This window comes from Pseudomonas sp. LBUM1652, assembly GCF_059716105.1.
On the sequence record NZ_CP166804.1, the window covers coordinates 5,278,737 to 5,303,060 of the forward strand.

26 protein-coding genes and 1 tRNA gene are annotated in these 24,324 nt (G+C 59.6%); 19 read left to right on the forward strand and 8 right to left on the reverse strand.

The window, feature by feature from the left end; genetic code table 11:
* Position 1 precedes the first annotated feature (1 nt).
* The gene (locus ACA069_RS23760; RefSeq protein ID WP_095190599.1) at positions 2-1,276 is read left to right on the forward strand and encodes a uracil-xanthine permease family protein; all 1,275 of its coding nucleotides are present in this window, start codon (positions 2-4) and stop codon (positions 1,274-1,276) included.
* A 133-nt stretch (positions 1,277-1,409) separates the two neighbouring features.
* On the opposite strand, the gene hemH is transcribed toward ACA069_RS23760, so the two are convergent.
* Together hemH and ACA069_RS23770 are read right to left on the reverse strand one after the other, a co-directional pair.
* Positions 1,410-2,435 carry a ferrochelatase gene (hemH, locus tag ACA069_RS23765; protein WP_401271801.1) on the reverse strand — a complete coding sequence of 342 codons (1,026 nt, stop codon included), beginning with the start codon at positions 2,433-2,435 and terminating at the stop codon, positions 1,410-1,412.
* Between the two features lie 13 nt (positions 2,436-2,448).
* Positions 2,449-3,351, reverse strand: a complete 903-nt coding sequence (locus ACA069_RS23770; protein WP_187678037.1) for a TIGR01777 family oxidoreductase — start codon at positions 3,349-3,351, stop codon at positions 2,449-2,451.
* A 197-nt stretch (positions 3,352-3,548) separates the two neighbouring features.
* On the opposite strand from ACA069_RS23770, the gene ACA069_RS23775 reads away from it, so the two are divergent.
* The 12 genes from ACA069_RS23775 to ACA069_RS23830 all read left to right on the forward strand — a co-directional run bounded on the left by ACA069_RS23775 (position 3,549) and on the right by ACA069_RS23830 (position 13,602).
* Positions 3,549-4,535 carry an NAD(P)/FAD-dependent oxidoreductase gene (locus tag ACA069_RS23775; protein ID WP_305439758.1) on the forward strand — a complete coding sequence of 329 codons (987 nt, stop codon included), beginning with the start codon at positions 3,549-3,551 and terminating at the stop codon, positions 4,533-4,535.
* Positions 4,532-4,747 (forward strand): TIGR02450 family Trp-rich protein, encoded by a 216-nt coding sequence (locus tag ACA069_RS23780; RefSeq protein ID WP_187678039.1) that lies wholly within the window; start codon positions 4,532-4,534, stop codon positions 4,745-4,747. The genes ACA069_RS23775 and ACA069_RS23780 overlap by 4 nt, the downstream gene beginning before the upstream one ends.
* Positions 4,748-4,881: 134 nt before the next feature.
* Positions 4,882-5,844 (forward strand): YbgA family protein, encoded by a 963-nt coding sequence (locus ACA069_RS23785; protein WP_489881042.1) that lies wholly within the window; start codon positions 4,882-4,884, stop codon positions 5,842-5,844.
* Positions 5,844-6,785 (forward strand): MerR family transcriptional regulator, encoded by a 942-nt coding sequence (locus tag ACA069_RS23790; RefSeq protein ID WP_401271804.1) that lies wholly within the window; start codon positions 5,844-5,846, stop codon positions 6,783-6,785. Before ACA069_RS23785 ends, ACA069_RS23790 begins: the two co-directional genes overlap by 1 nt.
* A gap of 20 nt (positions 6,786-6,805) precedes the next feature.
* On the forward strand, positions 6,806-8,251 hold the full coding sequence (gene phrB / locus ACA069_RS23795; protein ID WP_497618295.1) for a deoxyribodipyrimidine photo-lyase: 1,446 nt from the start codon (positions 6,806-6,808) through the stop codon (positions 8,249-8,251).
* A complete protein-coding gene (locus tag ACA069_RS23800; protein WP_497615341.1) occupies positions 8,244-8,666 on the forward strand; it encodes a nuclear transport factor 2 family protein in 423 nt (140 codons plus the stop codon). The genes phrB and ACA069_RS23800 overlap by 8 nt, the downstream gene beginning before the upstream one ends.
* Positions 8,663-9,445, forward strand: coding sequence for an SDR family NAD(P)-dependent oxidoreductase (locus ACA069_RS23805; RefSeq protein WP_187678043.1), 783 nt, complete (start codon positions 8,663-8,665; stop codon positions 9,443-9,445). The genes ACA069_RS23800 and ACA069_RS23805 overlap by 4 nt, the downstream gene beginning before the upstream one ends.
* Positions 9,442-10,689: an NAD(P)/FAD-dependent oxidoreductase gene (locus ACA069_RS23810; RefSeq protein WP_497615342.1), complete on the forward strand. Its 1,248-nt coding sequence runs from the start codon at positions 9,442-9,444 to the stop codon at positions 10,687-10,689. Before ACA069_RS23805 ends, ACA069_RS23810 begins: the two co-directional genes overlap by 4 nt.
* The gene (locus tag ACA069_RS23815; RefSeq protein ID WP_187678045.1) at positions 10,686-11,501 is read left to right on the forward strand and encodes a DUF1365 domain-containing protein; all 816 of its coding nucleotides are present in this window, start codon (positions 10,686-10,688) and stop codon (positions 11,499-11,501) included. Before ACA069_RS23810 ends, ACA069_RS23815 begins: the two co-directional genes overlap by 4 nt.
* Positions 11,488-12,759: a class I SAM-dependent methyltransferase gene (locus tag ACA069_RS23820; RefSeq protein WP_497615343.1), complete on the forward strand. Its 1,272-nt coding sequence runs from the start codon at positions 11,488-11,490 to the stop codon at positions 12,757-12,759. Before ACA069_RS23815 ends, ACA069_RS23820 begins: the two co-directional genes overlap by 14 nt.
* On the forward strand, positions 12,752-13,243 hold the full coding sequence (locus tag ACA069_RS23825) for a DUF2878 domain-containing protein (RefSeq protein ID WP_497615344.1): 492 nt from the start codon (positions 12,752-12,754) through the stop codon (positions 13,241-13,243). Before ACA069_RS23820 ends, ACA069_RS23825 begins: the two co-directional genes overlap by 8 nt.
* A 53-nt stretch (positions 13,244-13,296) precedes the next feature.
* Entirely contained in the window at positions 13,297-13,602 is a 306-nt protein-coding gene (locus ACA069_RS23830) for a YkgJ family cysteine cluster protein (RefSeq protein ID WP_187678048.1), read from the forward strand.
* A gap of 95 nt (positions 13,603-13,697) precedes the next feature.
* On the opposite strand, the gene ACA069_RS23835 is transcribed toward ACA069_RS23830, so the two are convergent.
* The 6 genes from ACA069_RS23835 to hemA all read right to left on the reverse strand — a co-directional run bounded on the left by ACA069_RS23835 (position 13,698) and on the right by hemA (position 19,058).
* Positions 13,698-14,216, reverse strand: a complete 519-nt coding sequence (locus tag ACA069_RS23835; RefSeq protein ID WP_497615345.1) for an acyloxyacyl hydrolase — start codon at positions 14,214-14,216, stop codon at positions 13,698-13,700.
* Between the two features lie 112 nt (positions 14,217-14,328).
* The gene (murI, locus tag ACA069_RS23840; protein WP_497615346.1) at positions 14,329-15,120 is read right to left on the reverse strand and encodes a glutamate racemase; all 792 of its coding nucleotides are present in this window, start codon (positions 15,118-15,120) and stop codon (positions 14,329-14,331) included.
* The gene (locus tag ACA069_RS23845; RefSeq protein ID WP_497615347.1) at positions 15,113-15,868 is read right to left on the reverse strand and encodes a molybdopterin-synthase adenylyltransferase MoeB; all 756 of its coding nucleotides are present in this window, start codon (positions 15,866-15,868) and stop codon (positions 15,113-15,115) included. The genes murI and ACA069_RS23845 overlap by 8 nt, the downstream gene beginning before the upstream one ends.
* Positions 15,862-16,692, reverse strand: a complete 831-nt coding sequence (prmC, locus tag ACA069_RS23850; RefSeq protein WP_497615348.1) for a peptide chain release factor N(5)-glutamine methyltransferase — start codon at positions 16,690-16,692, stop codon at positions 15,862-15,864. The genes ACA069_RS23845 and prmC overlap by 7 nt, the downstream gene beginning before the upstream one ends.
* Entirely contained in the window at positions 16,693-17,775 is a 1,083-nt protein-coding gene (gene prfA / locus ACA069_RS23855) for a peptide chain release factor 1 (protein WP_401271813.1), read from the reverse strand. It lies immediately after the preceding gene.
* On the reverse strand, positions 17,772-19,058 hold the full coding sequence (gene hemA / locus ACA069_RS23860; protein ID WP_187678054.1) for a glutamyl-tRNA reductase: 1,287 nt from the start codon (positions 19,056-19,058) through the stop codon (positions 17,772-17,774). Before hemA ends, prfA begins: the two co-directional genes overlap by 4 nt.
* Positions 19,059-19,240: 182 nt before the next feature.
* Between hemA and ACA069_RS23865 the strand changes: the two genes are divergently transcribed.
* From ACA069_RS23865 to ACA069_RS23890, 6 genes are all read left to right on the forward strand, one after another.
* Positions 19,241-20,965 (forward strand): tetratricopeptide repeat protein, encoded by a 1,725-nt coding sequence (locus ACA069_RS23865; protein ID WP_401272232.1) that lies wholly within the window; start codon positions 19,241-19,243, stop codon positions 20,963-20,965.
* Positions 20,965-21,582 carry a lipoprotein insertase outer membrane protein LolB gene (lolB, locus tag ACA069_RS23870; RefSeq protein ID WP_187678056.1) on the forward strand — a complete coding sequence of 206 codons (618 nt, stop codon included), beginning with the start codon at positions 20,965-20,967 and terminating at the stop codon, positions 21,580-21,582. The genes ACA069_RS23865 and lolB overlap by 1 nt, the downstream gene beginning before the upstream one ends.
* A 2-nt stretch (positions 21,583-21,584) precedes the next feature.
* Positions 21,585-22,436, forward strand: coding sequence for a 4-(cytidine 5'-diphospho)-2-C-methyl-D-erythritol kinase (ispE, locus tag ACA069_RS23875; protein WP_401272231.1), 852 nt, complete (start codon positions 21,585-21,587; stop codon positions 22,434-22,436).
* Between the two features lie 36 nt (positions 22,437-22,472).
* Positions 22,473-22,547: transfer RNA gene (locus ACA069_RS23880), tRNA-Gln, on the forward strand.
* Between the two features lie 45 nt (positions 22,548-22,592).
* On the forward strand, positions 22,593-23,534 hold the full coding sequence (locus ACA069_RS23885) for a ribose-phosphate pyrophosphokinase (RefSeq protein WP_003171603.1): 942 nt from the start codon (positions 22,593-22,595) through the stop codon (positions 23,532-23,534).
* Between the two features lie 141 nt (positions 23,535-23,675).
* The gene (locus ACA069_RS23890; RefSeq protein WP_187678058.1) at positions 23,676-24,278 is read left to right on the forward strand and encodes a 50S ribosomal protein L25/general stress protein Ctc; all 603 of its coding nucleotides are present in this window, start codon (positions 23,676-23,678) and stop codon (positions 24,276-24,278) included.
* The last annotated feature ends 46 nt before the right edge of the window (positions 24,279-24,324 follow it).

A 24,324-nucleotide genomic window follows, 5' to 3' on the forward strand; every position in this document is an offset into this window, starting at 1 on the left:
CATGCAGCAAGAGTTCAACGATCCGCTCTGGCGCACGGTGCTGTCCGGCGCCCAGATGCTGTTCGTGGCTTTCGGCGCTCTGGTGCTGATGCCGCTGATCACCGGCCTGGACCCGAACGTGGCACTGTTTACCGCAGGTCTTGGGACGATTCTGTTCCAGATCGTCACCGGCCGTCAGGTCCCGGTGTTCCTCGCGTCGAGCTTCGCTTTTATCACGCCGATCATTCTCGCCAAGGGCCAGTTTGGCCTCGCCGCGACCATGGGCGGCGTGATGGCGGCTGGTTTCGTCTACACCTTCCTGGGCCTTGCGGTGAAGATCAAAGGAACAGGCTTCATCGACCGCCTGCTGCCGCCGGTGGTGATTGGTCCGGTGATCATTTCCATCGGCCTGGCCATGGCGCCGATTGCCGCGAACATGGCAATGGGCAAGGCGGGTGACGGTTCCGAACTGATCCACTACCAGACCGCGATGATGATCTCGATGCCGGCGCTGCTGACCACGTTGATCGTGGCGGTGTTCGGTAAAGGCATCTTCCGTCTGGTGCCGATCATTTCTGGCGTGCTGGTCGGCTTTGGCATGGCCTTCTATTTCGGCGTGGTCGATACCGCGAAGATTGCCGCAGCTCCATGGTTTGCGATCCCGCACTTCACCGCACCGGAATTCAACTGGCAGGCGATTCTGTTCATCGTGCCGGTGGCATTGGCTCCGGCCATTGAACACATCGGCGGTGTGATTGCGGTGGGTAGCGTTACCGGTCGCGACTATCTGAAGAAGCCTGGCCTGCATCGCACCCTGCTCGGTGACGGCATTGCCACCACCGCTGCCGGCCTGTTCGGCGGCCCGCCAAACACCACTTACGCCGAAGTGACTGGCGCCGTGATGTTGACCAAGAACTACAACCCGAAAATCATGACCTGGGCGGCGATCTTTGCCATCAGCCTGGCGTTCGTCGGCAAGTTCGGTGCGCTGCTGCAAAGCATTCCGGTGCCGGTGATGGGCGGGATTCTGTGCCTGCTGTTCGGCTCGATCGCGGCGGTGGGGATGAACACCCTGATCCGTCACAAGATCGATCTGGGCGAAGCACGCAATCTGGTGATCGTTTCGGTGACGCTGGTATTCGGGATTGGTGGTGTGCTGGTCGGCACCGGCACTGGCCCGGATGACTTCGGTCTCAAAGGCATCGCGCTGTGCGCGGTGGTGGCGATTGCGCTGAACCTGATTCTGCCGGGCAATGATGGCTGGAAGAACAAGAAGGCGGATGAGCCGCTGATCTAAGGCTTCAAGATGTTTATTGCCTGACAGATAGCTTTCGCGAGCAGGCTCGCTCCCACAGGGGTTCTTCAGCGCACCGAAGATCAAATGTGGGAGCGAGCTTGCTCCGGGCGGCGTTCCGACGAAGCTTTTGGCTTTACAGCGCCAACGGCGCTCGCTCACACAAGGTCGCCAACGCCTTCGCCCATTGCGGGTCATCATTCAGGCACGGCACCAGCACCAACTCCTCTCCCCCCGCCTCGCGGAACTGCTCCTTGCCGCGATCACCGATCTCTTCCAGTGTCTCGATGCAGTCGGCGACAAACGCCGGGCACATCACCAGAATCTTCTTCACGCCGCTTTTCGCCAGCTCATCCAGCCGCGCTTCGGTGTAGGGTTCAATCCACTTCGCCCGGCCCAATCGCGACTGAAAAGAGACAGACCATTTGCCCTCCGGTAACCCCATACGCTCAGCGAACAGGGCCGCCGTGCGCAAACATTGCGCGCGATAACAGGTTGCCAATACCGCAGGCGACGCATTCTTGCAGCAGTCTTCATTTTTGAAGCAGTGATTGCCGGTCGGGTCGAGCTTGGTCAGGTGCCGTTCCGGCAGGCCATGGAAGCTCAGCAGCAAGTGATCGTAATCCTGCTGCAAATGCGGCTTGGCACTGGCCACCAAGGCGTCGAGGTATTCCGGCTGATCGTAGAACGGCTGCAGCACCGAAATCTGCACATTGAGCTTCTTCGCGCGGATCACGCGCTTCGCCTCTTCGATCACCGTGGTGGTGGTGCTGTCGGCGAACTGTGGATAAAGCGGCGCCAGCGTGATGCGCTTGTGTCCCGCTGCTACCAGCCTTGTCAGGCACGTTTCAATCGAAGGCTCGCCGTAGCGCATCGCCAAGTCGACCGGGCCATGTTTCCACTGCGCTTTCATCTGCTCTTGCAGACGACGGCTGAGTACCACCAGCGGCGAACCTTCGTCCCACCAGATAGAGGCATAGGCGTGCGCCGACTGCTCGGGCCGCTTGATCAGAATCAGCGAAACCAGCAAACGCCGCACTGGCCACGGCAGGTCGATCACGTACGGGTCCATCAGAAATTGATTGAGGTAACTGCGCACATCGGCCACCGAGGTGGAGGCCGGGGAGCCCAGGTTGACCAGAAGCAAGGCGTGATCGGTCATGCAACGTCCTATTTCAGAGGCGGCTGGAGAGATCGTCCAGAGCCGCGCGTAAATCCGTGAACTGGAAAGTGAAACCCGCTTCCAGCAAGCGTGCCGGCGTGGCCCGTTGGCCCCCCAGCAACAACAAAGACATCTCGCCGAGCCCCACCTTCAGTGCAAGGGCGGGCATCGGCATGAACGCCGGGCGGTGCAACACGCTGCCCAGCGTCTTGGCAAATTCACGATTGCGCACAGGTTTCGGCGCGCACGCATTATAAGGACCGCTCGCCTGATCGCGGTGCAGAAGAAAATCAATCAGGGCGATTTGATCGTCGATATGAACCCACGGCATCCACTGCCGACCATTGCCCAAAGGCCCGCCCAGCCCGAGCTTGAACGGCAGCAGCAAGCGCGACAAAAAGCCGCCCTCGGCCGACAGCACCAGACCGGTTCGCACCAGCACCACGCGGATGCCCAGCGACTCTGCGCGCAGGGCGGTTTCCTCCCAGGCGATGCACAACTGGCTGGCAAAATCGTCGATCACTGGCGGCGAGTCTTCGGTCAACTCGCGTTCACCACCGTCGCCGTACCAGCCGATGGCCGATCCCGAGATCAACAACGACGGCTGCTGCGCTCGGGTTTCGAGCCACGCCAAAAGGGTTTCCGTGAGCTTGATCCGGCTGCTCCACAGCAACGCCTTGCGGCGATGCGTCCACAGGCGGTCGGCGATCGGCGCGCCCGCAAGATTGACGATGGCGTCTACGGGTTCATCGCCGAGGTCTTCCAGGCGCGCAATGCCACGCACCTGCGCACCACAGATTTTCGCGACTTTTTCGGGGCGTCGACTCCACACCGTCAGGCGATGGCCCTGCTCCGCCCAATGCTGGCAGAGCTGCCGTCCTATCAAACCAGTACCGCCGGTCAGCAATATGTGCATGACATCTTCCTCGCGTGGCGTTTTACCCGGATCCCTAGTCTATTTTTAAAAGCAGGGATCTTTTCGAACGGGCAGGCTCTATTGTTTAACCATAGGCCAAGCTGTCAGAACGAGAACGCTAGAAGTTATACCAAAAAACAAAATTGTACAGGTTTCATCAACGGCGTAGTCTGTACAGAAAGGTAAACGAGGCCCCTATGACTGTACCTATCGCAATCATCGGCACCGGCATCGCCGGACTCTCGGCAGCCCAGGCTCTGACAGAGACCGGGCACACCGTTCAATTGTTCGATAAAAGTCGCGGCAGCGGTGGACGCATGTCGAGCAAACGCAGCGACGCCGGTTCGCTGGACATGGGCGCGCAATATTTCACTGCGCGCGACCGCCGTTTCGTCACCGAGGTTCAGCGCTGGCAAAGTCAGGGCTGGGTCGCCGAGTGGACGCCGCAGCTCTATACCTTCCAGGGTGGACAACTGAATCTGTCGCCGGACGAGCAGACCCGCTGGGTCGGCGCGCCGCGCATGAGCGCGATCACCCGCGGCTTGCTCGACGGCATGGAAGTCCACTTCGCCTGCCGGATCACCGAGGTCTTTCGTGGCGAAGAACACTGGCATCTGCAAGACGCCGAAGGCTTCACCCACGGCCCTTTCAGCCATGTGGTGATTGCCACGCCAGCGCCTCAGGCCACGGCATTGCTCGCCGCTGCGCCGAAACTTGCCGGTGCCGCTGCCGGGGTGAAAATGGAACCGACCTGGGCCGTTGCCCTCGCCTTCGACACACCGCTGGATACGCCCATCGAAGGCTGCTTCGTGCAAGACAGCGCCCTCGACTGGCTGGCGCGCAACCGCAGCAAACCCGGACGCGACAACACCCTCGACACTTGGGTGCTGCATGCCACCAGCGCTTGGAGCCGGCAGCACATTGATCTGCCCAAGGAAGCCGTGATCGAGCAACTGCACGGCGCCTTTGCCGAGTTGCTGCACAGCGCCATGCCCGCCCCGACCTTCAGCCTCGCTCATCGCTGGCTCTATGCCCGCCCGGCAACAGGCCACGAATGGGGCACCCTGGCCGATGCCGATCTGGGTTTGTACGCCTGTGGCGACTGGTGCCTGTCCGGGCGCGTCGAAGGCGCCTGGCTCAGTGGCCAGGAAGCCGCGCGCCGTCTGCACGAACACCTGCAATGAATCGCATCAATCCGCAAAAACTGCTGCTGTCGAAATGGACAGCAGCCCACCCGCAAAACCGTGAAAAACATTTTCTGGTCACCGAGCTGATCCGCGATGAGGAAGGCACGGTGCTCGAGGTTGAGTTGCAAGCAGTGCTCACGCAGCGCAGTGAGCGATTCGAGTGGCAAATCCTGAAAAATAATTCCGAGTGGATGCAAGGCTGGAAGTGAAACCCGCTCCCACACGGAATCACCTCCCCTGCAAAAACTTATACAAATGATTTGACTTGTACACCCATGAATCTATGCTGAAAGAAATGTTGTACAGAGATAACTCTCTGTACAGGTATAGATTCGAGGTGCTTATGTCCGAAGCTTCCCAGCTCAAACCCAAGATAGCCATCAGCGCCTGCCTGCTGGGCGCCGAGGTGCGCTACAACGGCGGACACAAGGAATCGCGACTGTGCAGCCGCACACTCGCTGAACACTTCGAGTTCGTCCCGGTATGCCCGGAAGTCGCCATCGGCCTGGGCATTCCCCGCGAGCCGATTCGTCTGGTAGGCAATCCTGAAAGCCCCGAAGCTATCGGCACCGTCAACCCGACGATCAACGTTACTGCGCCACTGGCTGAGTACGGCGAGAAAATGGCCGCCGAACTTGGTGACCTCTGCGGCTATATCTTCATGCAGCAATCGCCGTCCTGCGGGCTGGAACGGGTCAAGGTCTATCACGCCAATGGCGCTCCAGTGAACGGCGGCGGTCGCGGTATCTACGCCCAGGCCTTCTGCGCGCGACACCCGGACTTGCCGGTGGAAGAAGCCGGACGCTTGAACGACCCGGTGCTACGGGAAAACTTCATCACCCGCGTCCTCGCCTACAGCGCCTGGCAGCAATTACTGACCCAGGGTTTGAGCCGTCGCGCGCTCACCGAATTTCACTCGCGCTACAAATATCTGCTGATGGCCCATAACCCGGTGCAATACAAGACGCTGGGCAACATGCTCGGCAACATGGGCCACAGCGACCCGGCCGAACTCGGCCCTCGCTATTTCAGCGAGCTGATGGCCGCGTTGAAAAAGTGCGCGACCCGGCGCACCCATAGCAACGTCTTGCAGCACATCAGCGGTTACCTCAAGCAGGTCATCACTGCCGAAGACAAACAGGAAATGCAGCACGTGATCGGCCAGTACCGCCACGGCATTGTACCGCTGGTGGTACCGCTGACACTGCTCAAACATCACTTTCGCCAACATCCGGATCCGTACATTGCGCAACAGGTTTACCTGCAACCGCATCCGGAAAATCTCAGCCTGCGAAACGCTATCTAATGAATGAAAAACCCGATTCAAGCGCCCAGGAAGACCTCGGCGCCGACTTCAAGAAAGCCCTCGACGAAGGCTGGCTGCCGATCCGCGAAGTGGCGCGCCAGACCGGCGTCAATGCGATCACGCTGCGTGCGTGGGAGCGTCGTTATGGACTCGTCATCCCGCAACGCACACCGAAGGGCCATCGGCTGTATTCGGCCGAGCACGTACAACGCATTCTGACCATCCTCACCTGGCTCAACCGCGGCGTCGCGGTCAGCCAGGTCAAACCGCTGCTCGACACGCCGCAGGCATTCAGCGAACCGGTGGAAAACGACTGGCAACGGTTGCGCCAGACCCTGCTGGCAGCCGTTACGCAACTCGATGAACGCACCGTCGACGACAGCGTCAATCAAGCGATGGCGCTCTACCCGCCGCGCACATTGTGCGAGCAATTGCTGATGCCGCTGCTGGAAGAACTGGAACAGCGCTGGCAGGGCCAGTTCGGCGCGCAGATGGAACGCGTGTTCTTTTATTCGTGGCTACGCAGCAAATTCGGCGCACGCATCTACCATAACAATCATCAACTGCACGCTGCGCCCCTGTTGCTGATCAACCATTCCGACCTGCCACTGGAACCTCATCTGTGGCTATGCGCTTGGTTGATCAGCAGCGCCAATTGCCCTGTGCAAGTGTTTGACTGGCCGTTACCGGCCGGGGAGCTGGCACTGACGGTCGAACATCTGCAAGCCCGTGGCGTACTGCTGTATTCCAGCAAAGCCATGCAGCTTGCGCAGTTGCCGAAACTGTTGGCTGGCGTGAGTTGCACGAAAATGATTGTCGGACCAACGGTATGCATCCACCACGCCGAGTTGTCCGTAAAAACCTCAGAAACTGCTGATTTGTACCTGGCTGAAGATGCGCTTTCGGCGCACCAGACCCTCGTTCAGCATGGGCTGATTTAATGAGCGCGGCGAATACCGACATGCAATTGATCTGGCTGCGCAGCGACTTGCGCCAACACGACAACACTGCCCTCGCGGCGGCCGCAGCGCGCGGTCCGACGGTCGCGGTGTATCTGTTGAGCCCACAGCAGTGGCAAGAACATGACGACGCGCCGTGCAAGGTCGACTTCTGGCTGCGCAATCTGAATGAGCTGAGTAAAAGTCTCGGAGCCCTGAACATTCCGTTGTTGATTCGCACGGCGGCGCACTGGGATCAGGCGCCGGCGGAGCTGCTCAAACTCTGTCGGCAATTGGACATCGAAGCGGTGCATGTCAACGAGGAATATGGCATCCACGAAAGCCGCCGTGATGCAGCCGTGGCCGAGGCATTGCAGGCCGAAGGTATCGATTTTCGCAGTTACCTCGATCAATTGCTGTTCAAGCCCGGCACCGTGCTGACCAAGACCGGAACCTACTTTCAGGTATTCAGCCAGTTTCGCAAGGTCTGTTACGAGCGCCTGCATCGCGCGATGCCGGCGTTGGTAACAGTCCCCGGCAAACAGTCGCCATTGAACATCGACAGTGATCCGATTCCTGCGTCCGTCAAAGGCTTCGCCGCACCGAGCGAGTCGTTGCGTGACCTGTGGCCTGCCGGCGAACAAGAAGCCCGTCGCCGTCTCGACACCTTTGCCGACGCCCAAATCGATTACTACAAAAGCGAGCGCGACTTCCCGGCCAAGCCCGGCACCAGTCAGCTGTCGGCGTACCTGGCCGCCGGTGTGATCTCGCCGCGCCAATGTCTGCACGCCGCCCTGCAAAGCAATCAGGGCGAGTTCGAAAGCGGCAAAGTCGGCGCCGTCACCTGGATCAACGAGTTGCTGTGGCGCGAGTTCTACAAACACATTCTGGTGGGTTATCCACGGGTCTCGCGCCACCGCGCGTTCCGTCCGGAAACCGAAGCACTGGCCTGGCGCAACGCGCCGGATGACCTCGCCGCATGGCAAGAGGCGCGTACCGGCCTGCCGATCATCGATGCCGCCATGCGCCAATTGCTCGAAACCGGCTGGATGCACAATCGCCTGCGCATGGTGGTGGCAATGTTCCTGACCAAGAACCTGCTGATCGACTGGCGCGAAGGCGAGCGCTTTTTCATGCGGCATTTGATTGATGGGGATCTGGCCGCGAACAACGGCGGCTGGCAATGGAGCTCGTCGACGGGCACCGATTCGGCGCCGTATTTCCGCATTTTCAATCCACTGAGCCAGTCGGAAAAATTCGACAGCGAAGGCTTGTTCATCAAGCACTGGCTGCCGGAACTGGCCGGCCTCGACAAAAAAGCTGTGCATAACCCGGCCAGTGCCGGCGGATTGTTCGGTGTGGCGGATTACCCAACGCCAATCGTCAATCTGAGTGCCTCGCGGGAGCGGGCGCTGACCGCGTTCAAAAATCTGCCCTCGCGCCAACCGGCCGGAGGCGATCATGAGTGAATTCCTGCGCCGCTTCGCCCGCCAGTTTGCCGAATTGAACTCAGAGAACCTGCACCGTTTGGGCGAGCTGTACAGCGATGACGTTCAGTTCACCGACCCGCTGCACGAAGTACAGGGGTTGGCGCAATTGCGTGATTACTTCAGTGAGCTGTACGCCAACGTCAGCGAGCTGCGTTTCGACTTCCACGGTTTCGACCAGATCAGCGACGGTGAAGGCTACCTGCGCTGGGTCATGAGTTATCGCCATCCACGCTTGGCCGGGGGCCGGGTGATCCGGGTCAGCGGTTGCTCGCACCTGCTTTGGCGCGACAAGGTTTATCGCCATCGGGATTATTTCGATGCCGGGGCGTTGCTCTATGAACACTTGCCAGTATTGGGCCGGGTGATCGCCTGGCTGAAAAGGAGAATGGGATGAGTCGTACACCTCCACGGCGTTATTGGCTGACCGGTGCCAGCAGTGGCATCGGCGCGGCACTGGCTGAGGACATTCTGAAAAGCGGTGCGCATCTGGCGGTCAGCTCACGCCAGGTCGCCCCACTCAAGGTCTTGTCACAACGCTATCCGGGACAAGTGCTGGTGGTGCCCGGAGACCTGACCAACAGCCAGACGGTCCGGGAAATCGGCGAACAGATTAACGAGGCCTGGGGCTCACTGGACACGGTGATCCTCAATGCCGGCACCTGTGAATATGTCGACGCCCGGCAGTTCGACGCCTCCATTGTCGAGCACGTGGTGCGCACCAATCTGCTCGCCAGCGCTTACTGCATCGAAGCCGCCCTGCCCTTGCTGCGCAAAGGCACCGCGCCGCATCTGGTCGGGGTGGCGAGTTCCGTGACTTACATGCCGCTGCCAAGGGCCGAAGCCTACGGCGCGTCCAAAGCAGGGCTGCGTTATCTGTTCGAATCGTTGCGCATTGATCTGGCGGATGAGGGCATTGAAGTCACCGTGGTCAGTCCGGGTTTCGTCGAAACTCCGCTGACCGCGAAGAACGATTTTCCGATGCCGCTCAGTTGGCCTGTGGATAAAGCCGCGCGGCACATCTTCGCCAAGCTCAAGGATCGACCACTGGAGATCGCCTTCCCGGCGCTGTTCATGGCGGCGCTGTGGCCCTTGTCGAAACTGCCTGCCCGTCTGCAACTGGCAATCGGCAAACGCATGGTGCGCAAATCACCGCCGCTGCGTGATCCAGTATGAAGGTCGCTATCGTCGGCAGCGGGATCGCGGGGCTGACCTGCGCCTACCTGCTCAATCGTCGCCATGACGTCACCGTGTTCGAGGCCGGCGACTGGGTCGGCGGTCACACGCACACGGTGCAGGTGACGGTCGACGAACGTCAGTACGCGGTCGACACCGGTTTCATCGTGTTCAACGACTGGACCTACCCCAACTTCATCCGCTTGCTCGATCAGCTCGGGGTGACGTCCAGCCCTACTGAAATGAGCTTTTCGGTGACTGATCCGGATAGCGGTCTGGAATACAACGGCAACAACCTCAACAGCCTGTTCGCCCAGCGGCGCAATCTGTTGTCGCCGGGGTTTTGGGGCATGCTGCGCGACATCCTGCGCTTTAACAAAGAAGCCCAGCGCGACCTTGCCGAACAGCGCATCGCGGCCGACATGACCCTGGATGATTACCTCAAGGCCGGCGGTTATGGCGAGCGCTTCATCCTGCACTACATCGTGCCGATGGGCGCGGCGATCTGGTCAATGCCGATGGCCGAGATGCTCAATTTTCCGCTGCAGTTCTTTGTGCGGTTCTTCAAGAATCATGGCCTGCTGTCAGTCAGTGACCGCCCGCAATGGCGGGTGATCGACGGGGGTTCCAGCGCCTACATCGCGCCGCTGACCGCATCGTTCAAGGACAGGATCCGCCTGAACTGCCCGGTGAGCCGAGTCGATCGCGACGAACACGGCGTGGTTATCCACAGCCCGGCGGGCATCGAGCATTTCGACAAAGTGGTGTTCGCCTGCCACAGCGATCAGGCCTTGCAACTGCTGGCGACCCCGAGCGACGCCGAACGGGCGATTCTCGGCGCCATGCCCTACGCCGACAACGAAGTCGTGCTGCACACCGATACGCGTCTACTGCCGACACGCAAACTCGCTTGGGCCAGCTGGAATTATCGCTTGAGCGGTGCCGGCCATACCCACGCGGCCGTCACTTACGACATGAACATCCTGCAAGGGATTGAGAGCGACACCACGTTCTGCGTCAGCCTCAACCAGAGTGCCGGCATCAGTCCGTTCAAGGTGCTCGCCAAATACACCTACGCCCACCCGCAGTTCAGCCTCACAGCGGTAGCCGCACAAAACCGCTGGGCCGAACTGGACGGCGTGCAGAACACCCATTACTGCGGTGCCTACTGGGCCAACGGTTTCCATGAGGACGGTGTGGTCAGCGGCTTGCGCGTGGCCGCCGCGTTCGGGGAAACCTTATGAACAGCGCCCTGTACAGCGGCTGGATCGGCCACCGACGTTTTGCGCCGCGCCGGCATGAGTTTCGTTACCGGATTGGTCTGCTGTATCTGGATCTGGCCGAGCAGGACGCGGTGCTGGGTTTATCGCCACTGGCGGGACGCAGTCGATTTGCGCCGTTCTCCTTCCGCGAGACGGACTACCTGAAAACCTTCACCGGTCGGGGCGTTCGCCTTATCGATGCTGTGCGCCAGCGGGTCGCTGAGGCTATCGGGTATGAGCCACAGGGTTCGATCTGCCTGCTGACCCAGCCTCGCAGTTGGGGCCTTTCGTTCAACCCGGTGAGTTTTTTTTATTGCCATGAACCTGACGGGCAACTTGCGGCCATTCTTTGCGAAGTCACCAACACCCCGTGGCGCGAGCGTTATCACTACGTACTGCCCGCCAGCCCCCGGGTGAACCTGCACGACTTCCATCAACATTTCGCCGTGGCCAAAGCCTTTCACGTTTCGCCTTTTCTGCCGCGCGATCTGGAATACCGCATGAGTTTCAGCCCCGCCGCGCAAAGCCTCGGCGTGCACATGGCGGACTGGCAGGGCGAACACAAATTGTTCGACGCCACCCTCAGCCTGAAACGCGAAACACTCGACCGGCCAAACTTGCATCGCTATTTGCGGCGTTTTCCATGGATGACGGCAAAAACAGCTCTGGCGATTTACTGGCAGGCACTGCGCCTGTTGCTCAAACGTGCACCGATCTTCACTCACAAGGCTGCTGACGGCAGCTTTCAAACCGCCACCGTGCTTCCCAAGGAGCGCCGCCATGAAATCCTCTAGCGTCTCGGCCAAAGCCAATCTGTTCAGCACCAATGGCGTGACCGGCTCGCTCCTGCGCCGTGGCGTTTTGCGCCAGCTGGGTCAGCTCAAACACGGGCAACTGGTGGTCATTGAGGATGGCGAACGTCTGCTGTTCGGCACCCCTGGCAGCACATTGCTTGGGGAAATTCATGTCCAGGATAAGGCGGTCTGGGGAATGGTCGCCAGCAACGGTTCGATTGGCGCTGGCGAAGCGTTTATCCACGGTTACTGGAGTTCGCCCGACCTGACTGCGGTGGTGCGGGTGTTCGTCAGCAACCTTGAAGTACTCGATGCGATGGAGGGCGGTCTGGCCCGCCTTGGGCGACCGTTGGTGCAGGGCTTGCACTGGCTCAATCGCAATACGCGCAAAGGCTCGCAGAAGAACATCGCCGCCCACTACGATCTGGGCAACGATTTGTTCGAACAGTTTCTCGACCCGACCATGATGTATTCGGCGGCGCAGTTCCTCACTCCCGAAGACAGTCTGGAACAGGCGCAACTGAACAAACTGGAGCGCATCTGCCAGAAGCTCGCGCTCAAGCCCGAGGACCACCTGCTGGAAATCGGCACAGGCTGGGGCAGCATGGCGCTCTACGCGGCGCAGAACTATGGCTGCCGGGTAACCACCACCACGTTGTCGAAGGAGCAGTACGCCTTTACCGCTCAGCGCATCGAAAAGCTGGGCTTGCAGGATCAAGTCACCTTGTTGCTCAAGGACTACCGCGACCTCACCGGCGAGTACGACAAACTGGTATCGATCGAGATGATCGAAGCGGTCGGCCATCGCTTCCTGCCCACCTATTTCAAACAATGCGCGCACCTGCTCAAGAGCAACGGCCTGATGCTGATTCAAGCAATCACCATTCGCGAACAGCGCTACGAGCAGGCCAAACGCGGGGTCGACTTTATCCAGCGCTACATCTTCCCTGGCGGCGCCTTGCCGTCTGTACAGAAGATGCTCGAGGTGGTCAGTCGCGAAACCGACATGAACCTGCTGCACATGGAGGACTTCGGCCTGCACTACGCCAAAACCCTGCGCCTGTGGCACGAGAACTTTCGCCGCGCCCACAGTCGCTTGAGCGAGTTGGGCTACGACGATTACTTCCTCAGACTGTGGGAGTTTTACCTGTGCTATTGCGAGGGCGGATTCCTCGAACGCACCATCGGCACCGCGCAGTTGTTGCTGGCCAAACCGGCCGCCATGCCCGCGCCGCTGCTCGGCCGCTTCGATGCTTGAGCGGATCGCCAATGCCGTGCTGTTCCAGCTCGGTTGGCTGGTCTGTGTGCTCGGCGGCAACAGCCTGTGGTTGCTGCTGGCGTTGGCGGTGCTGGTGATTCATCTGCGCTGGATCAGCAGTTGGGCGGCTGAAGGCCGTTTGATGCTCAGTGTGGTGATCGTCGGCACGGCGGTGGACAGCGTCTTGCGCGCCCTCGGCGTGTTCGAGTTTCAGGATCAGTCGCCGTTGATTCCGCTGTGGCTGATGTTGCTGTGGGCCTTGCTCGCCACGACCTTGCGTCATTGCCTTGAGTGGACTGCCAGGCCATGGTGGCTGGCCAGCGCGCTCGGCGCGGTCGGCGGTGCAATGTCTTACTACGGTGGCGGGCGCCTGGCCGGGGTGCAATTCCCCTACGGCGAGTTACCGACACTGATCGGCATCGGCCTGCTCTGGGCGCTGCTGTTTCCGCTGCTGCACATCATGGCCCGACGCTTGACTCACTGAGCGTCCGTCAGAGCTTTCACACACTCGGCAAGCTCTGCCTTACACTGCCGGCCATGAAAACCATTCCTCACCAGCAAATCACCGAACCGGCGGTCACCTGTTCGACTTGCGCAGCCTGCTGCTGCCAGCTCGAAGTGATGCTGATCACCGACACGGGCGTGCCTGATCGTTTTATCGATACCGATGAATGGGGCGGCGAAGTGATGCTGCGTCTGGACGACGGCTGGTGTGCGGCGCTGGATCGCGACACGATGATGTGCACGATTTACGAGAAGCGCCCGCTGATTTGTCGCGAGTTCGAGATGGGTGCACCGGAGTGCATCGAAGAACGCCAGGGTATCGCCACAGCCTACCGCTGATTAAAAGCGAAAAGATCGCAGCCTGCGGAAGCTCCTGCATGGGATTGTGTTTTTCCCTGTAGGAGCTGACGCAGGCTGCGATCTTTTGATTTTGCTTACAACGGCAACGTGTAATGCAGCGAGTAGCTTTCTACACCGTCGTTGTCACTGGCAAGACCGGCGTTGGAATAGTGCGTCGCGCGGATCCCGACTTCATGCCCGCCATTGAAGCGCAGACCAAACCCGAGACGGTCTTCGAACTGGAAGGAGCCGCCGAGATTGTTAGATTCGTATTTGGTATTGGAGAACGCCGCCACACCGATCCCCGCCTCGATATAGGGCTTGACCGACTGGCCGGCAAACTCATAAACAAATACCGGCGAGAACGACAGGCTGTTGTTGCTGGAGGTCTTGTCACCTTCCCAGTAGGTGTAAGCACCGCTCCAGTAACCGGTCAGGCGACCGACGTCGCTCTGCAGCCAGCTCTTGTCCCAGTCGAAATTCATCCCCAGGCGATAGGTCATGGTCGAATCGCTGGTAGCACCGACGGCGAATTCAACGCCGGCAGCTTGTGCTGTAATACTTTGCCCCATCAACGCGGCCGCAATCGCGGCCAGGCAGAATAGTCGCTTCACTTTGAAACTTCCTTTTCCGGAACGATCGTTTGGTTTTCTAGATAACTCATCGCTATAGAAGCTAGCGCTCAAACAGAAGTTCAGCCGATCTTCCGGTTATTTCACATTTTTTTTACAAACTGAAGTTTTGCACGTCGCCGGCAGTTTGCCCCAACAACGGCAGGATGTTTTTGAAGTGCTGAGGATCACCGCTGGTCCAGAATCTGACCGATCGGTTCGGTCCTTCGGCGAGCAGATCACGCTCGGCCAAAAGCCGTTGAAGTTGCCGCGCCACGGCGGCGCCGGTATCGATCAGGCTGATGGTCTCGGGGATCATCGACTTGAGCATCGGCTTGAGGAAGGGATAGTGCGTGCAACCAAGAATAATCGTATCGCAACCGTTGGCCAGCAGCGGATCGACATAGCTTTGCAGCAACTGGCGCAACTCGGCGCTGTGCAGATCACCGCTTTCAATCAATTCGACCAGGCCCGGGCACGGCTGAGTAATCACCCGCACATCGGTGGCAAAGCGATCAAGCAACGCAGCGAACTTGGCACTCTGCAAGGTGCCGGTGGTGGCGAGAACACCGACCACGCCGCTGCGCGTTGCCGCGGCCGCCGGTTTCACCGCCGGCTCCATGCCAACGATCGGCCAGTCGGGAAAGTCACGGCGCAGATCGGCAGCCGCCGCCACTGTGGCGGTATTGCAGGCGACCACCAAAGCCTTGGCGCCCTGCTCGCGAAAAAACCCGGCCATCACGCTGCAACGCTGGCGGATGAACTCCGGGGTTTTCTCGCCGTACGGAATGTGCCCGCAATCGGCGAAGTACAGCAGCGACTCATTGGGCAACAAGCGCTGGATTTCCGCCAGCACCGACAAACCGCCGACACCGGAATCGAACACGCCGACCGGCGCCTCACGCATGGCGCGACCCACAGACGCTGCACCCCGGATCACGCTTGACCCGCAACTCGCGGAAACGCGAACCCAAGGCATCGATCAACAGCAAGCGGCCCACCAGCGGCTCACCGAAGCCGACCAACACTTTCAACGCTTCAAGCGCCTGAAGGCTGCCGACCAACCCCACCAACGGCCCGACCACACCAGCCTCGCTGCAGGTCAGTTCGGCTTCGCTGCCATGCCCGTACAAACAGTGATAGCAAGGGCTCTCGGGGCGACGCGGGTCGAATACCGACAGTTGCCCTTCAAGACGAATCGCCGCGCCGCTGACCAAGGGTTTGGTCGCGGCCACGCACGCAGCGTTAACCGCTTCGCGCGTGGAAAAATTATCCGAACAGTCGAGTACCAGATCCACCGCCGCAACGGCAGCGGCGAGAGAGTCCTCGTCGAGCGCCTGACGATGCGGCACCAGTTGAATCTCGGGATTGATCGCACTCAAGCGCTTTAGCGCCGAGTCGACCTTGCTCATGCCGACGCTGTCGGTGTCGTGAATGATCTGGCGTTGCAGGTTGGTCAGATCGACTGTATCGAAGTCCGCCAGATGCAGTTCGCCGACACCGGCTGCCGCCAGATACAGCGCAACCGGTGCGCCAAGACCACCGAGGCCGACGATCAGGACGCGACTGTCCTTGAGCTTCAGTTGCCCATCGATATCGATGTGTTGCAGCAGAATCTGCCGGCTGTAGCGCAGCAACTCCTGATCATTCAGCACGGCAGGCGTCCCAGACTGATGCGTTGATGGCCGCCCAGATCGGTGCGGCTGTGGACTTCTTCGAAACCGCGAGTGTTCAACAGATCGCGCACGGCTTCGGCTTGATCATAGCCGTGCTCGAGCATTACCCAGCCGCCGGCCTGAAGATGATCCGGGGCCTGGGCAACGATCAGGCGCAGATCGTCGAGCCCATCCTCACCGGCCACCAGCGCACTCGCCGGCTCGAAGCGCACATCGCCTTCGACCAGGTGTGGATCGGCGGCGGCAATGTACGGCGGGTTGCTGATGATCAGATCAAAACGCTGACCTTCCAGAGCGCTGAACCAGTGACTGCTCAGCACCGTGGCGTTGTTCAAGTGCAGACGCTGGCGATTGCGCTCGGCCAATGCCACCGCTTCCAGCACGCGATCCACGGCGGTGACTTCCCATGCCGGACGCTCACTGGCCAGAGCCAGGGCAATCGCGCCGCTGCCGGTGCCGAGGTCGAGCACTTTGGCCGGGGTCGCTGGCAGCAATTCCAGCGCCGCTTCCACCAGCAGTTCCGTGTCCGGACGGGGAATCAGCGTGTGCGGCGCGACTTCCAGATCGAGTTTCCAGAATCCTTGCTGGCCGAGAATGTAGGCCACCGGCTCGCCGCCACGACGGCGTTGCAGGTATTCGGCAAAGGTCAGCGCGGCTTCCGTCGGCACGATGCGCTCGGGCCAGGTGTGCAGGAAGCTACGCGACTTGCCCAGCGCGGCCGCGAGAAGCAATTCGGCGTCCAGACGCGCGGTAGGTGAGTCCGGCAGTTCGGCGGCGCGCAACAGGCTGGCAATGATGGTCATTTATTCACCTATCGCAGCGAGTTGGTCAGCCTGGTATTCAGCCAGCAAAGGCTCGATCACCGCGTCAACGCCACCGGCGAGAACGTCATCAAGAGAGTACAGGGTCAGGTTGACGCGATGGTCGGTGACCCGGCCCTGGGCAAAGTTGTAGGTGCGAATCCGCTCGGAACGGTCACCGGAGCCGACCAGCAATTTACGCTCGCTGGCGATGGCATTGGCCGCCGCGGCGGTTTGCTGATCGTTGAGCTTGGCCGACAGCCACGCCATCGCCCGCGCACGGTTCTTGTGCTGGGAACGCTCTTCCTGACACTCGACGACGGTGCCGGTCGGTATGTGCGTGATGCGAATCGCCGAGTCGGTCGTGTTGACGTGTTGACCACCGGCCCCGGAGGAACGGTAAGTGTCGACGCGCAAATCCGCCGGGTTGATCTCAATGGCTTCCCGCTCGTCCGGCTCCGGCAACACCGCTACGGTGCAGGCCGAGGTGTGGATACGTCCCTGGGATTCGGTGGCGGGTACACGCTGTACGCGGTGCGCGCCGGATTCGAATTTCAGCTTGCCGTAAACGTTGTCGCCTTCAATGCGAGCGATGACTTCTTTATAGCCGCCGTGTTCGCCTTCGTTTTCCGAAAGGATCTCCACACGCCAGCCACGGCGTTCGGCGTAACGCGAGTACATGCGGAACAGGTCGCCGGAGAAAATCGCCGCCTCGTCGCCACCGGTGCCGGCGCGAATTTCGAGAAACACGTTGCGCCCGTCGTTGGGGTCCTTGGGCAGCAACATGCGCTGCAGATCGCCTTCCAGCGTGATCAGCAACTCTTTGGCTTCACGGACTTCTTCCACGGCCATTTCACGCATGTCCGGGTCGCTGTCCTTGAGCAGCGCCTGAGCGCCTTCAAGATCGCTTTGTACGCTGAGCAGCTTTTTATAGGCGTGTACGATCGGCTCGAGTTCGGCGTATTCCTTGGAATAAGCGCGGAACTTGGCCTGATCGGAAATGACTTCGCCGTCGCCGAGCAACGCGGTCAGTTCCTCGAAACGATCCTGGAGGATGTCCAGTTTATTGAGCAGTGACGCTTTCATTGCGGTTTTTTATCCGAAAAGCTATCCGGTGAGCCCTCGAGGGCAAAGAGTTCCTGGGCCATGGCCAGCGCATCGAGGCGGCCTTCGGCAGAAAGCTTTTTCAGTTGCACGCTGGGTGCATGCAACAGTTTATTGGTCAGGCCACGGGCCAATTGGCCGAGCACATCTTCAGCGTTGCCGCCGTTGGCCAGCAGACGCAGGGCTTTTTGCAGCTCTTCGTCGCGCAAGCGTTCGCTCTGTTGACGATAGGCCTTGAGCACATCGACCGCCGCCAGCTCACGCAGGCGCACCATGAAATCGTCGGCACCGACCGAGACCATCTCTTCGGCCGCTTGCGCTGCGCCTTGGCGGCTCTTGAGGTTCTCGGCGACCACTTCGTGGAGATCGTCGACGCTATACAGGTAAACGTCGTCCAACTCGCCGACTTCCGGTTCGATATCCCGGGGAACAGCGATGTCGACCATGAAGATCGGTTTGTGCTTGCGCAGCTTCAGTGCGCTTTCCACCGCGCCCTTGCCGAGAATCGGTAACTGGCTGGCCGTCGAACTGATGACGATGTCGCTGCGCACCAGTTCGGCCGGGATGTCCGAGAGCAACACCGCGTGGGCGCCGAACTGCTCGGCCAACAGGCTGGCACGCTCAAGCGTACGGTTGGCGACAACGATGCGTTTGACCCCCAGCTCGTGCAGATGGCGGGCGACCAGGGTGATGGTCTCGCCGGCGCCGATCAGCAAGGCCTGGCTGCGTTGCAAATCACTGAAAATCTGTTTCGCCAGGCTGACCGCGGCAAACGCCACGGACACCGGGTTTTCACCGATGGCGGTGTCGGTACGCACCTGCTTGGCGGCATTGAAGGTTGCCTGAAACAGCCGCCCCAGCAGCGGCCCGATGGTGCCGGCCTCGCGGGCCACGGCGTAGGCCGACTTCATCTGGCCGAGAATCTGTGGTTCGCCCAATACCAGCGAGTCGAGCCCGGAGGCGACGCGCATCATGTGACGAACTGCCGCATCATCTTCATGCACATAAGCACTCGCGCGCAGCTCATCGAGGCTTAAATGGTGATAATCGGCCAGCCAGCGCAGCACGATATCCGCAGAAAGCTGATCCTGTTCTATATAAAGCTCACTGCGATTGCAGGTGGAGAGGATCGCAGCTTCGCGGCTGTCGGTCATTCGGCAGAGCTGCTGCAAGGCCTCAACCAGTTGCTCAGGGGTAAAGGCCACGCGCTCGCGGACGTCTACTGAAGCAGTCTTGTGGTTAATACCGAGTGCAAGGAAGGCCATTCAAGGTCGCTGATGGTGACGTGAAGCCGGCAATTGTCCACCTTCGTCAGATTCAGAACAACTACCGCTGACTATTGTCCCAATTGTCCGCCCCTATAATGGGCACAATTGAGACTCGGTTATGTTTGGCCGAAGGCTTGTGTCATGATGATCCGACCGCAGGTTAGTCGTCCTCTTCCTATATGAATAGATCTTCCGCGTTGCTCCTTGCTTTTGTCTTCCTCAGCGGCTGCCAGGCCTTGGCCCCCGTTGCGCCGAATGGTACGCCATCGGTAGAAGACACCACGCCCGCCCCTGAAAAGCCCAAGGTTTACAGCTCGTTCAGCGAAGAAACCGTGTTCAGCCTGCTGAGCGCCGAACTCGCCGGCCAGCGCAATCGTTTCGACATTGCCCTGGACAACTACGTGACCCAGGCCATCAACACTCAGGATCCGGGCGTCTCCGAGCGTGCGTTCCGCATCGCCGAGTACCTTGGCGCCGATCAACCGGCCCTCGATACCGCGCTGATCTGGGCGAAAAACGCCCCGGACGATCTCGAAGCGCAACGCGCCGCCGCCGTGCAACTGGCACGCGCCGGGCGTTACGACGACTCGATGGTCTATATGGAGAAAGTCCTGCAAGGCAAGGGCGATACCCATTTCGATTTCCTCGCACTGTCGGCGGCCGATACTGATCAGGAAACCCGCAACGGCCTGATGAAAAGTTTCGACCGTTTGTTGCAGCGTCACCCGAACAACAGTCAGCTGATTTTCGGCAAGGCCCTGCTCATGCAGCAGGATGGCGACAACAAAGCGGCACTGGCCCTGCTCGAAGACAATCAGCCGGAAGACGGCGAAATCGCCCCGATCCTGCTGCGCGCACGTCTTCTCCAGCTCCTGAACCGTGGCGACGAAGCCCTGCCGCTGCTGAAAAAGAACATCAAGAAATACCCGGACGACAAGCGTCTGCGCCTGACTTACGCGCGCATGCTGGTTGAACAGGACCGGATGGACGACGCCAAGGCCGAGTTCTCCGGCCTCGTTCAGCAATACCCGGAAGACGACGAACTGCGTTACTCGCTGGCGCTGGTGTGCCTGGAAGCCAAGGCCTGGGACGAGGCCAAGGGTTATCTGGAAGACCTGATCGCCCGTGAAAGCCATGTCGATTCGGCGCACCTTAACCTCGGTCGTATCGCCGAAGAGCGCAATGACCCGCAAGGCGCACTGATCGAATACGCCCAGGTCGGCCCGGGCAATGACTATCTGCCCGCGCAGTTGCGTCAGGCCGACATTCTGATGAACAACGGCAAAACCGCCGAAGCACAAAGCAAACTGGCGGCCGAGCGTGACGAACAACCCGATTACGCGATCCAGTTGTACCTGATCGAATCGGAAACCCTGTCGGCCAACAAACAGGACGACAAGGCCATGAAAGTCTTGCAGCAAGCCTTGCTGCAATACCCGGACGATCTGAATCTGCTGTACACCCGCGCCATGCTTGCGGAAAAGCGCAACGATCTGGCGCAGATGGAAAAAGACCTGCGCCTGATCATCAAGCGCGATCCGGACAATGCCATGGCGCTGAACGCGCTGGGCTACACCCTGTCCGACCGCACCACCCGCTACGCTGAAGCCAAGACGCTGATCGAGCAGGCGCACCAGATCAACCCGGAAGACCCGGCAGTACTCGACAGCCTCGGCTGGGTGAATTACCGCTTGGGCAACCTGGACGACGCCGAGAAATATCTGCGTCAGGCGCTGGAGCGTTTCCCTGATCACGAAGTCGCCGCACATCTGGGCGAAGTCCTGTGGACCAAGGGCAATCAGCGCGAAGCCAAACAAATCTGGGGCAAATTCCTCAAGGATCAGCCCGACAGCACCATTCTGCGCAGCACCATCAAGCGCCTGACCGGATCCGAGACTCTTTAATGTTTTTGCGCCACGTTATTGTTTTCAGCTTCATCGCCCTGCTCGCCGGTTGCGCGGGCTTCGGCGCTCGCGAATCGGTCGAAGGCCACGGCAGCCCGGCTCAATGGGCCGCGAACAAACAGCAACTGACCGGCCTTGACGGCTGGCAGATCGACGGCAAGATCGGCATCCGCGCCCCGAAAGACTCGGGCAGCGGCACGCTGTTCTGGCTGCAGCGTCAGGACTATTACGACATTCGACTCTCCGGCCCGCTGGGTCGTGGTGCGGCACGTTTGACCGGGCGTCCGGGCAAGGTGTCGCTGGAAGTCGCCAATCAGGGTCGCTATGAATCGCAGTCGCCGGAAACGCTGCTGGAAGAGCAACTTGGCTGGAAACTGCCAGTGTCGAACCTCGCCTGGTGGGTGCGCGGCCTGCCGGCGCCGGAAAGCAAAAGCCGTCTGAGTCTGGATGCCGACAGCCGCCTGGCCAACCTTGAACAGGATGGCTGGAAAGTCGAATACACCGCCTACACCGAACAAAATGGTTACTGGTTGCCCGAGCGCATCAAACTGCACGGCACTGACCTGGACGTGACGCTGGTGATCAAGACCTGGCAGCCGCGCAAACTGGGGCAATAAGCATGAGCGCTGCACGCCTGACTCTGCCGTCGCCGGCCAAACTCAATCTGATGCTGCACATTCTTGGTCGCCGTGAAGACGGTTATCACGAGTTGCAGACGCTGTTTCAGTTTGTCGATTACGGCGACGAAATCACTTTTGCCGTTCGCGATGACGGCGTGATTCAACTGCACACCGAATTCGCAGGCGTGCCCCACGACAGCAATCTGATCGTGCGCGCGGCGAAAATGTTGCAGGAACAATCCGGTTGCTCTCTTGGTATCGACATCTGGATCGACAAGGTGCTGCCCATGGGCGGCGGCATTGGTGGCGGCAGTTCCAACGCGGCGACAACCCTGCTCGGTCTCAATCATCTGTGGCAGTTGTGCTGGGATGAAGATCGACTCGCCGCACTGGGCTTGTCGCTTGGCGCTGATGTTCCGGTTTTCGTCCGTGGCCACGCAGCGTTTGCCGAGGGCGTAGGCGAAAAACTCACCCCGGTCGATCCCGAAGAACCGTGGTATCTCGTGCTTGTGCCGCAAGTCGCTGTAAGTACGGCAGAAATTTTTTCCGATCCTTTGTTGACACGTAACACGCCGCCCATTAAAGTGCGCCCCGTTCCCGAGGGAAACAGTCGAAATGACTGCTTGCCGGTGGTTGCAAGGCGTTATCCAGAAGTACGTAACGCATTGGATTTGTTAGGTAAATTTACCGAAGCAAAGCTCACCGGAACTGGAAGTTGTGTGTTTGGGGGCTTCCCAAGCAAAGCTGAAGCTGATAAAGTCTCGGCCCTTCTGACAGAGACCCTTACAGGGTTTGTAGCAAAAGGAAGCAACGTTTCGATGTTGCATCGCAAGCTGCAAAGTCTGCTCTAAAGGAACCAAGTGCTCGGCACTTGATGCAACAGATACAGGGGCGTCGCCAAGCGGTAAGGCAGCAGGTTTTGATCCTGCCATGCGTTGGTTCGAATCCAGCCGCCCCTGCCATTTTCTCTACTCATCCAGGTTACCCTCAGCCTCTAGGTACTGCGCGTGTCCAAGATGATGGTCTTTACGGGGAACGCTAACCCCGATCTGGCTCGGCGTGTTGTACGTCAGCTGCATATCCCTCTCGGTGACATCTCTGTCGGTAAGTTCTCCGACGGCGAAATTACTGCCGAGATCAATGAAAACGTTCGCGGTAAAGACGTTTTCATTATTCAGCCGACTTGCGCTCCGACCAACGATAACCTGATGGAACTGGTAGTGATGGCTGATGCCTTCCGCCGCTCCTCGGCTACTCGTATCACTGCTGTTATTCCTTATTTTGGTTATGCCCGTCAGGATCGCCGTCCGCGTTCCGCACGTGTGGCTATCAGCGCGAAAGTCGTCGCTGACATGCTTACCGTAGTCGGCATCGACCGTGTTCTCACGGTTGATCTGCATGCTGACCAGATTCAGGGTTTCTTCGATATTCCGGTAGATAACATCTACGGCTCCCCGGTTCTGGTGGATGACATTGAAGATCAGCGCTTCGAAAACCTGATGATCGTATCCCCGGATATTGGTGGCGTCGTGCGTGCACGTGCTGTTGCCAAGTCGCTGGGTGTGGATCTCGGGATCATCGACAAACGCCGTGAGAAAGCCAATCACTCTGAAGTGATGCATATCATCGGTGATGTCGAAGGGCGTACCTGCATTCTGGTCGATGACATGGTCGATACCGCCGGCACTCTGTGCCACGCGGCCAAGGCCCTGAAAGAGCATGGCGCAGCCAAGGTCTTTGCCTACTGCACACACCCTGTGCTGTCGGGTCGGGCCATCGAGAATATCGAAAATTCCGTGCTGGACGAGCTGGTGGTGACTAACACCATCCCGCTGTCCGCTGCAGCACAAGCCTGTGCACGTATCCGTCAACTGGATATTGCACCGGTAGTTGCCGAAGCGGTTCGCCGCATCAGCAATGAAGAATCGATCAGCGCGATGTTCCGCTAAGGGCCCTGCCCTTCTCGAAATGTCTAGTTGACGAAAAGCGCCCCGCCCCGGCATTCCTGTCGGGGCGGGGCTTTTTTGCCCATACCGTGTTAGGCGCTGGTCGCAAACGCCGCTCGGTCATGGCTATTTTGGAGATACAAAATGAACGATTTTACTCTGAATGCTGAAGTGCGTTCCGACCTGGGGAAAGGTGCGAGCCGCCGCCTGCGTCGTCTCGCCGCTCTGGTTCCAGCTGTTGTTTACGGTGGCGAAAAAGCCCCTGAATCCATCAGCATGCTGGCCAAAGAAGTTGCCAAACTGCTCGAAAACGAAGCGGCTTACAGCCACATCATCGAGCTGAACGTTGGTGGCACCAAGCAGAACGTCATCATCAAAGCTCTGCAACGTCACCCGTCGAAAGGCCACGTTCTGCACGCTGACTTCGTACGCGTTGTAGCAGGTCAGAAACTGACCGCTATCGTGCCTGTACACTTTGTTGGTGAAGAAGCTCCAGTGAAGAAAGGCGGCGAAATCTCGCACGTTACTTCGGAAATCGAAGTGACCTGCCTGCCGAAAGATCTGCCTGAGTTCATCGAAGTCGACCTGTCGAAAGCAGAAATCGGCACCATCATTCACCTGTCGGACCTCAAAGCTCCTAAAGGTGTTGAGTTCGTTGCTCTGGCACACGGCGATGACAAGGCTGTTGCCAACGTCCACGCTCCACGTGTTGCTCCAGAAGCTACCGAAGAAGGCGCAGCAGAGTAATTCACTCTGTAACGCCTGAGTGAGCAGGTAACATCGCGGACTGGAA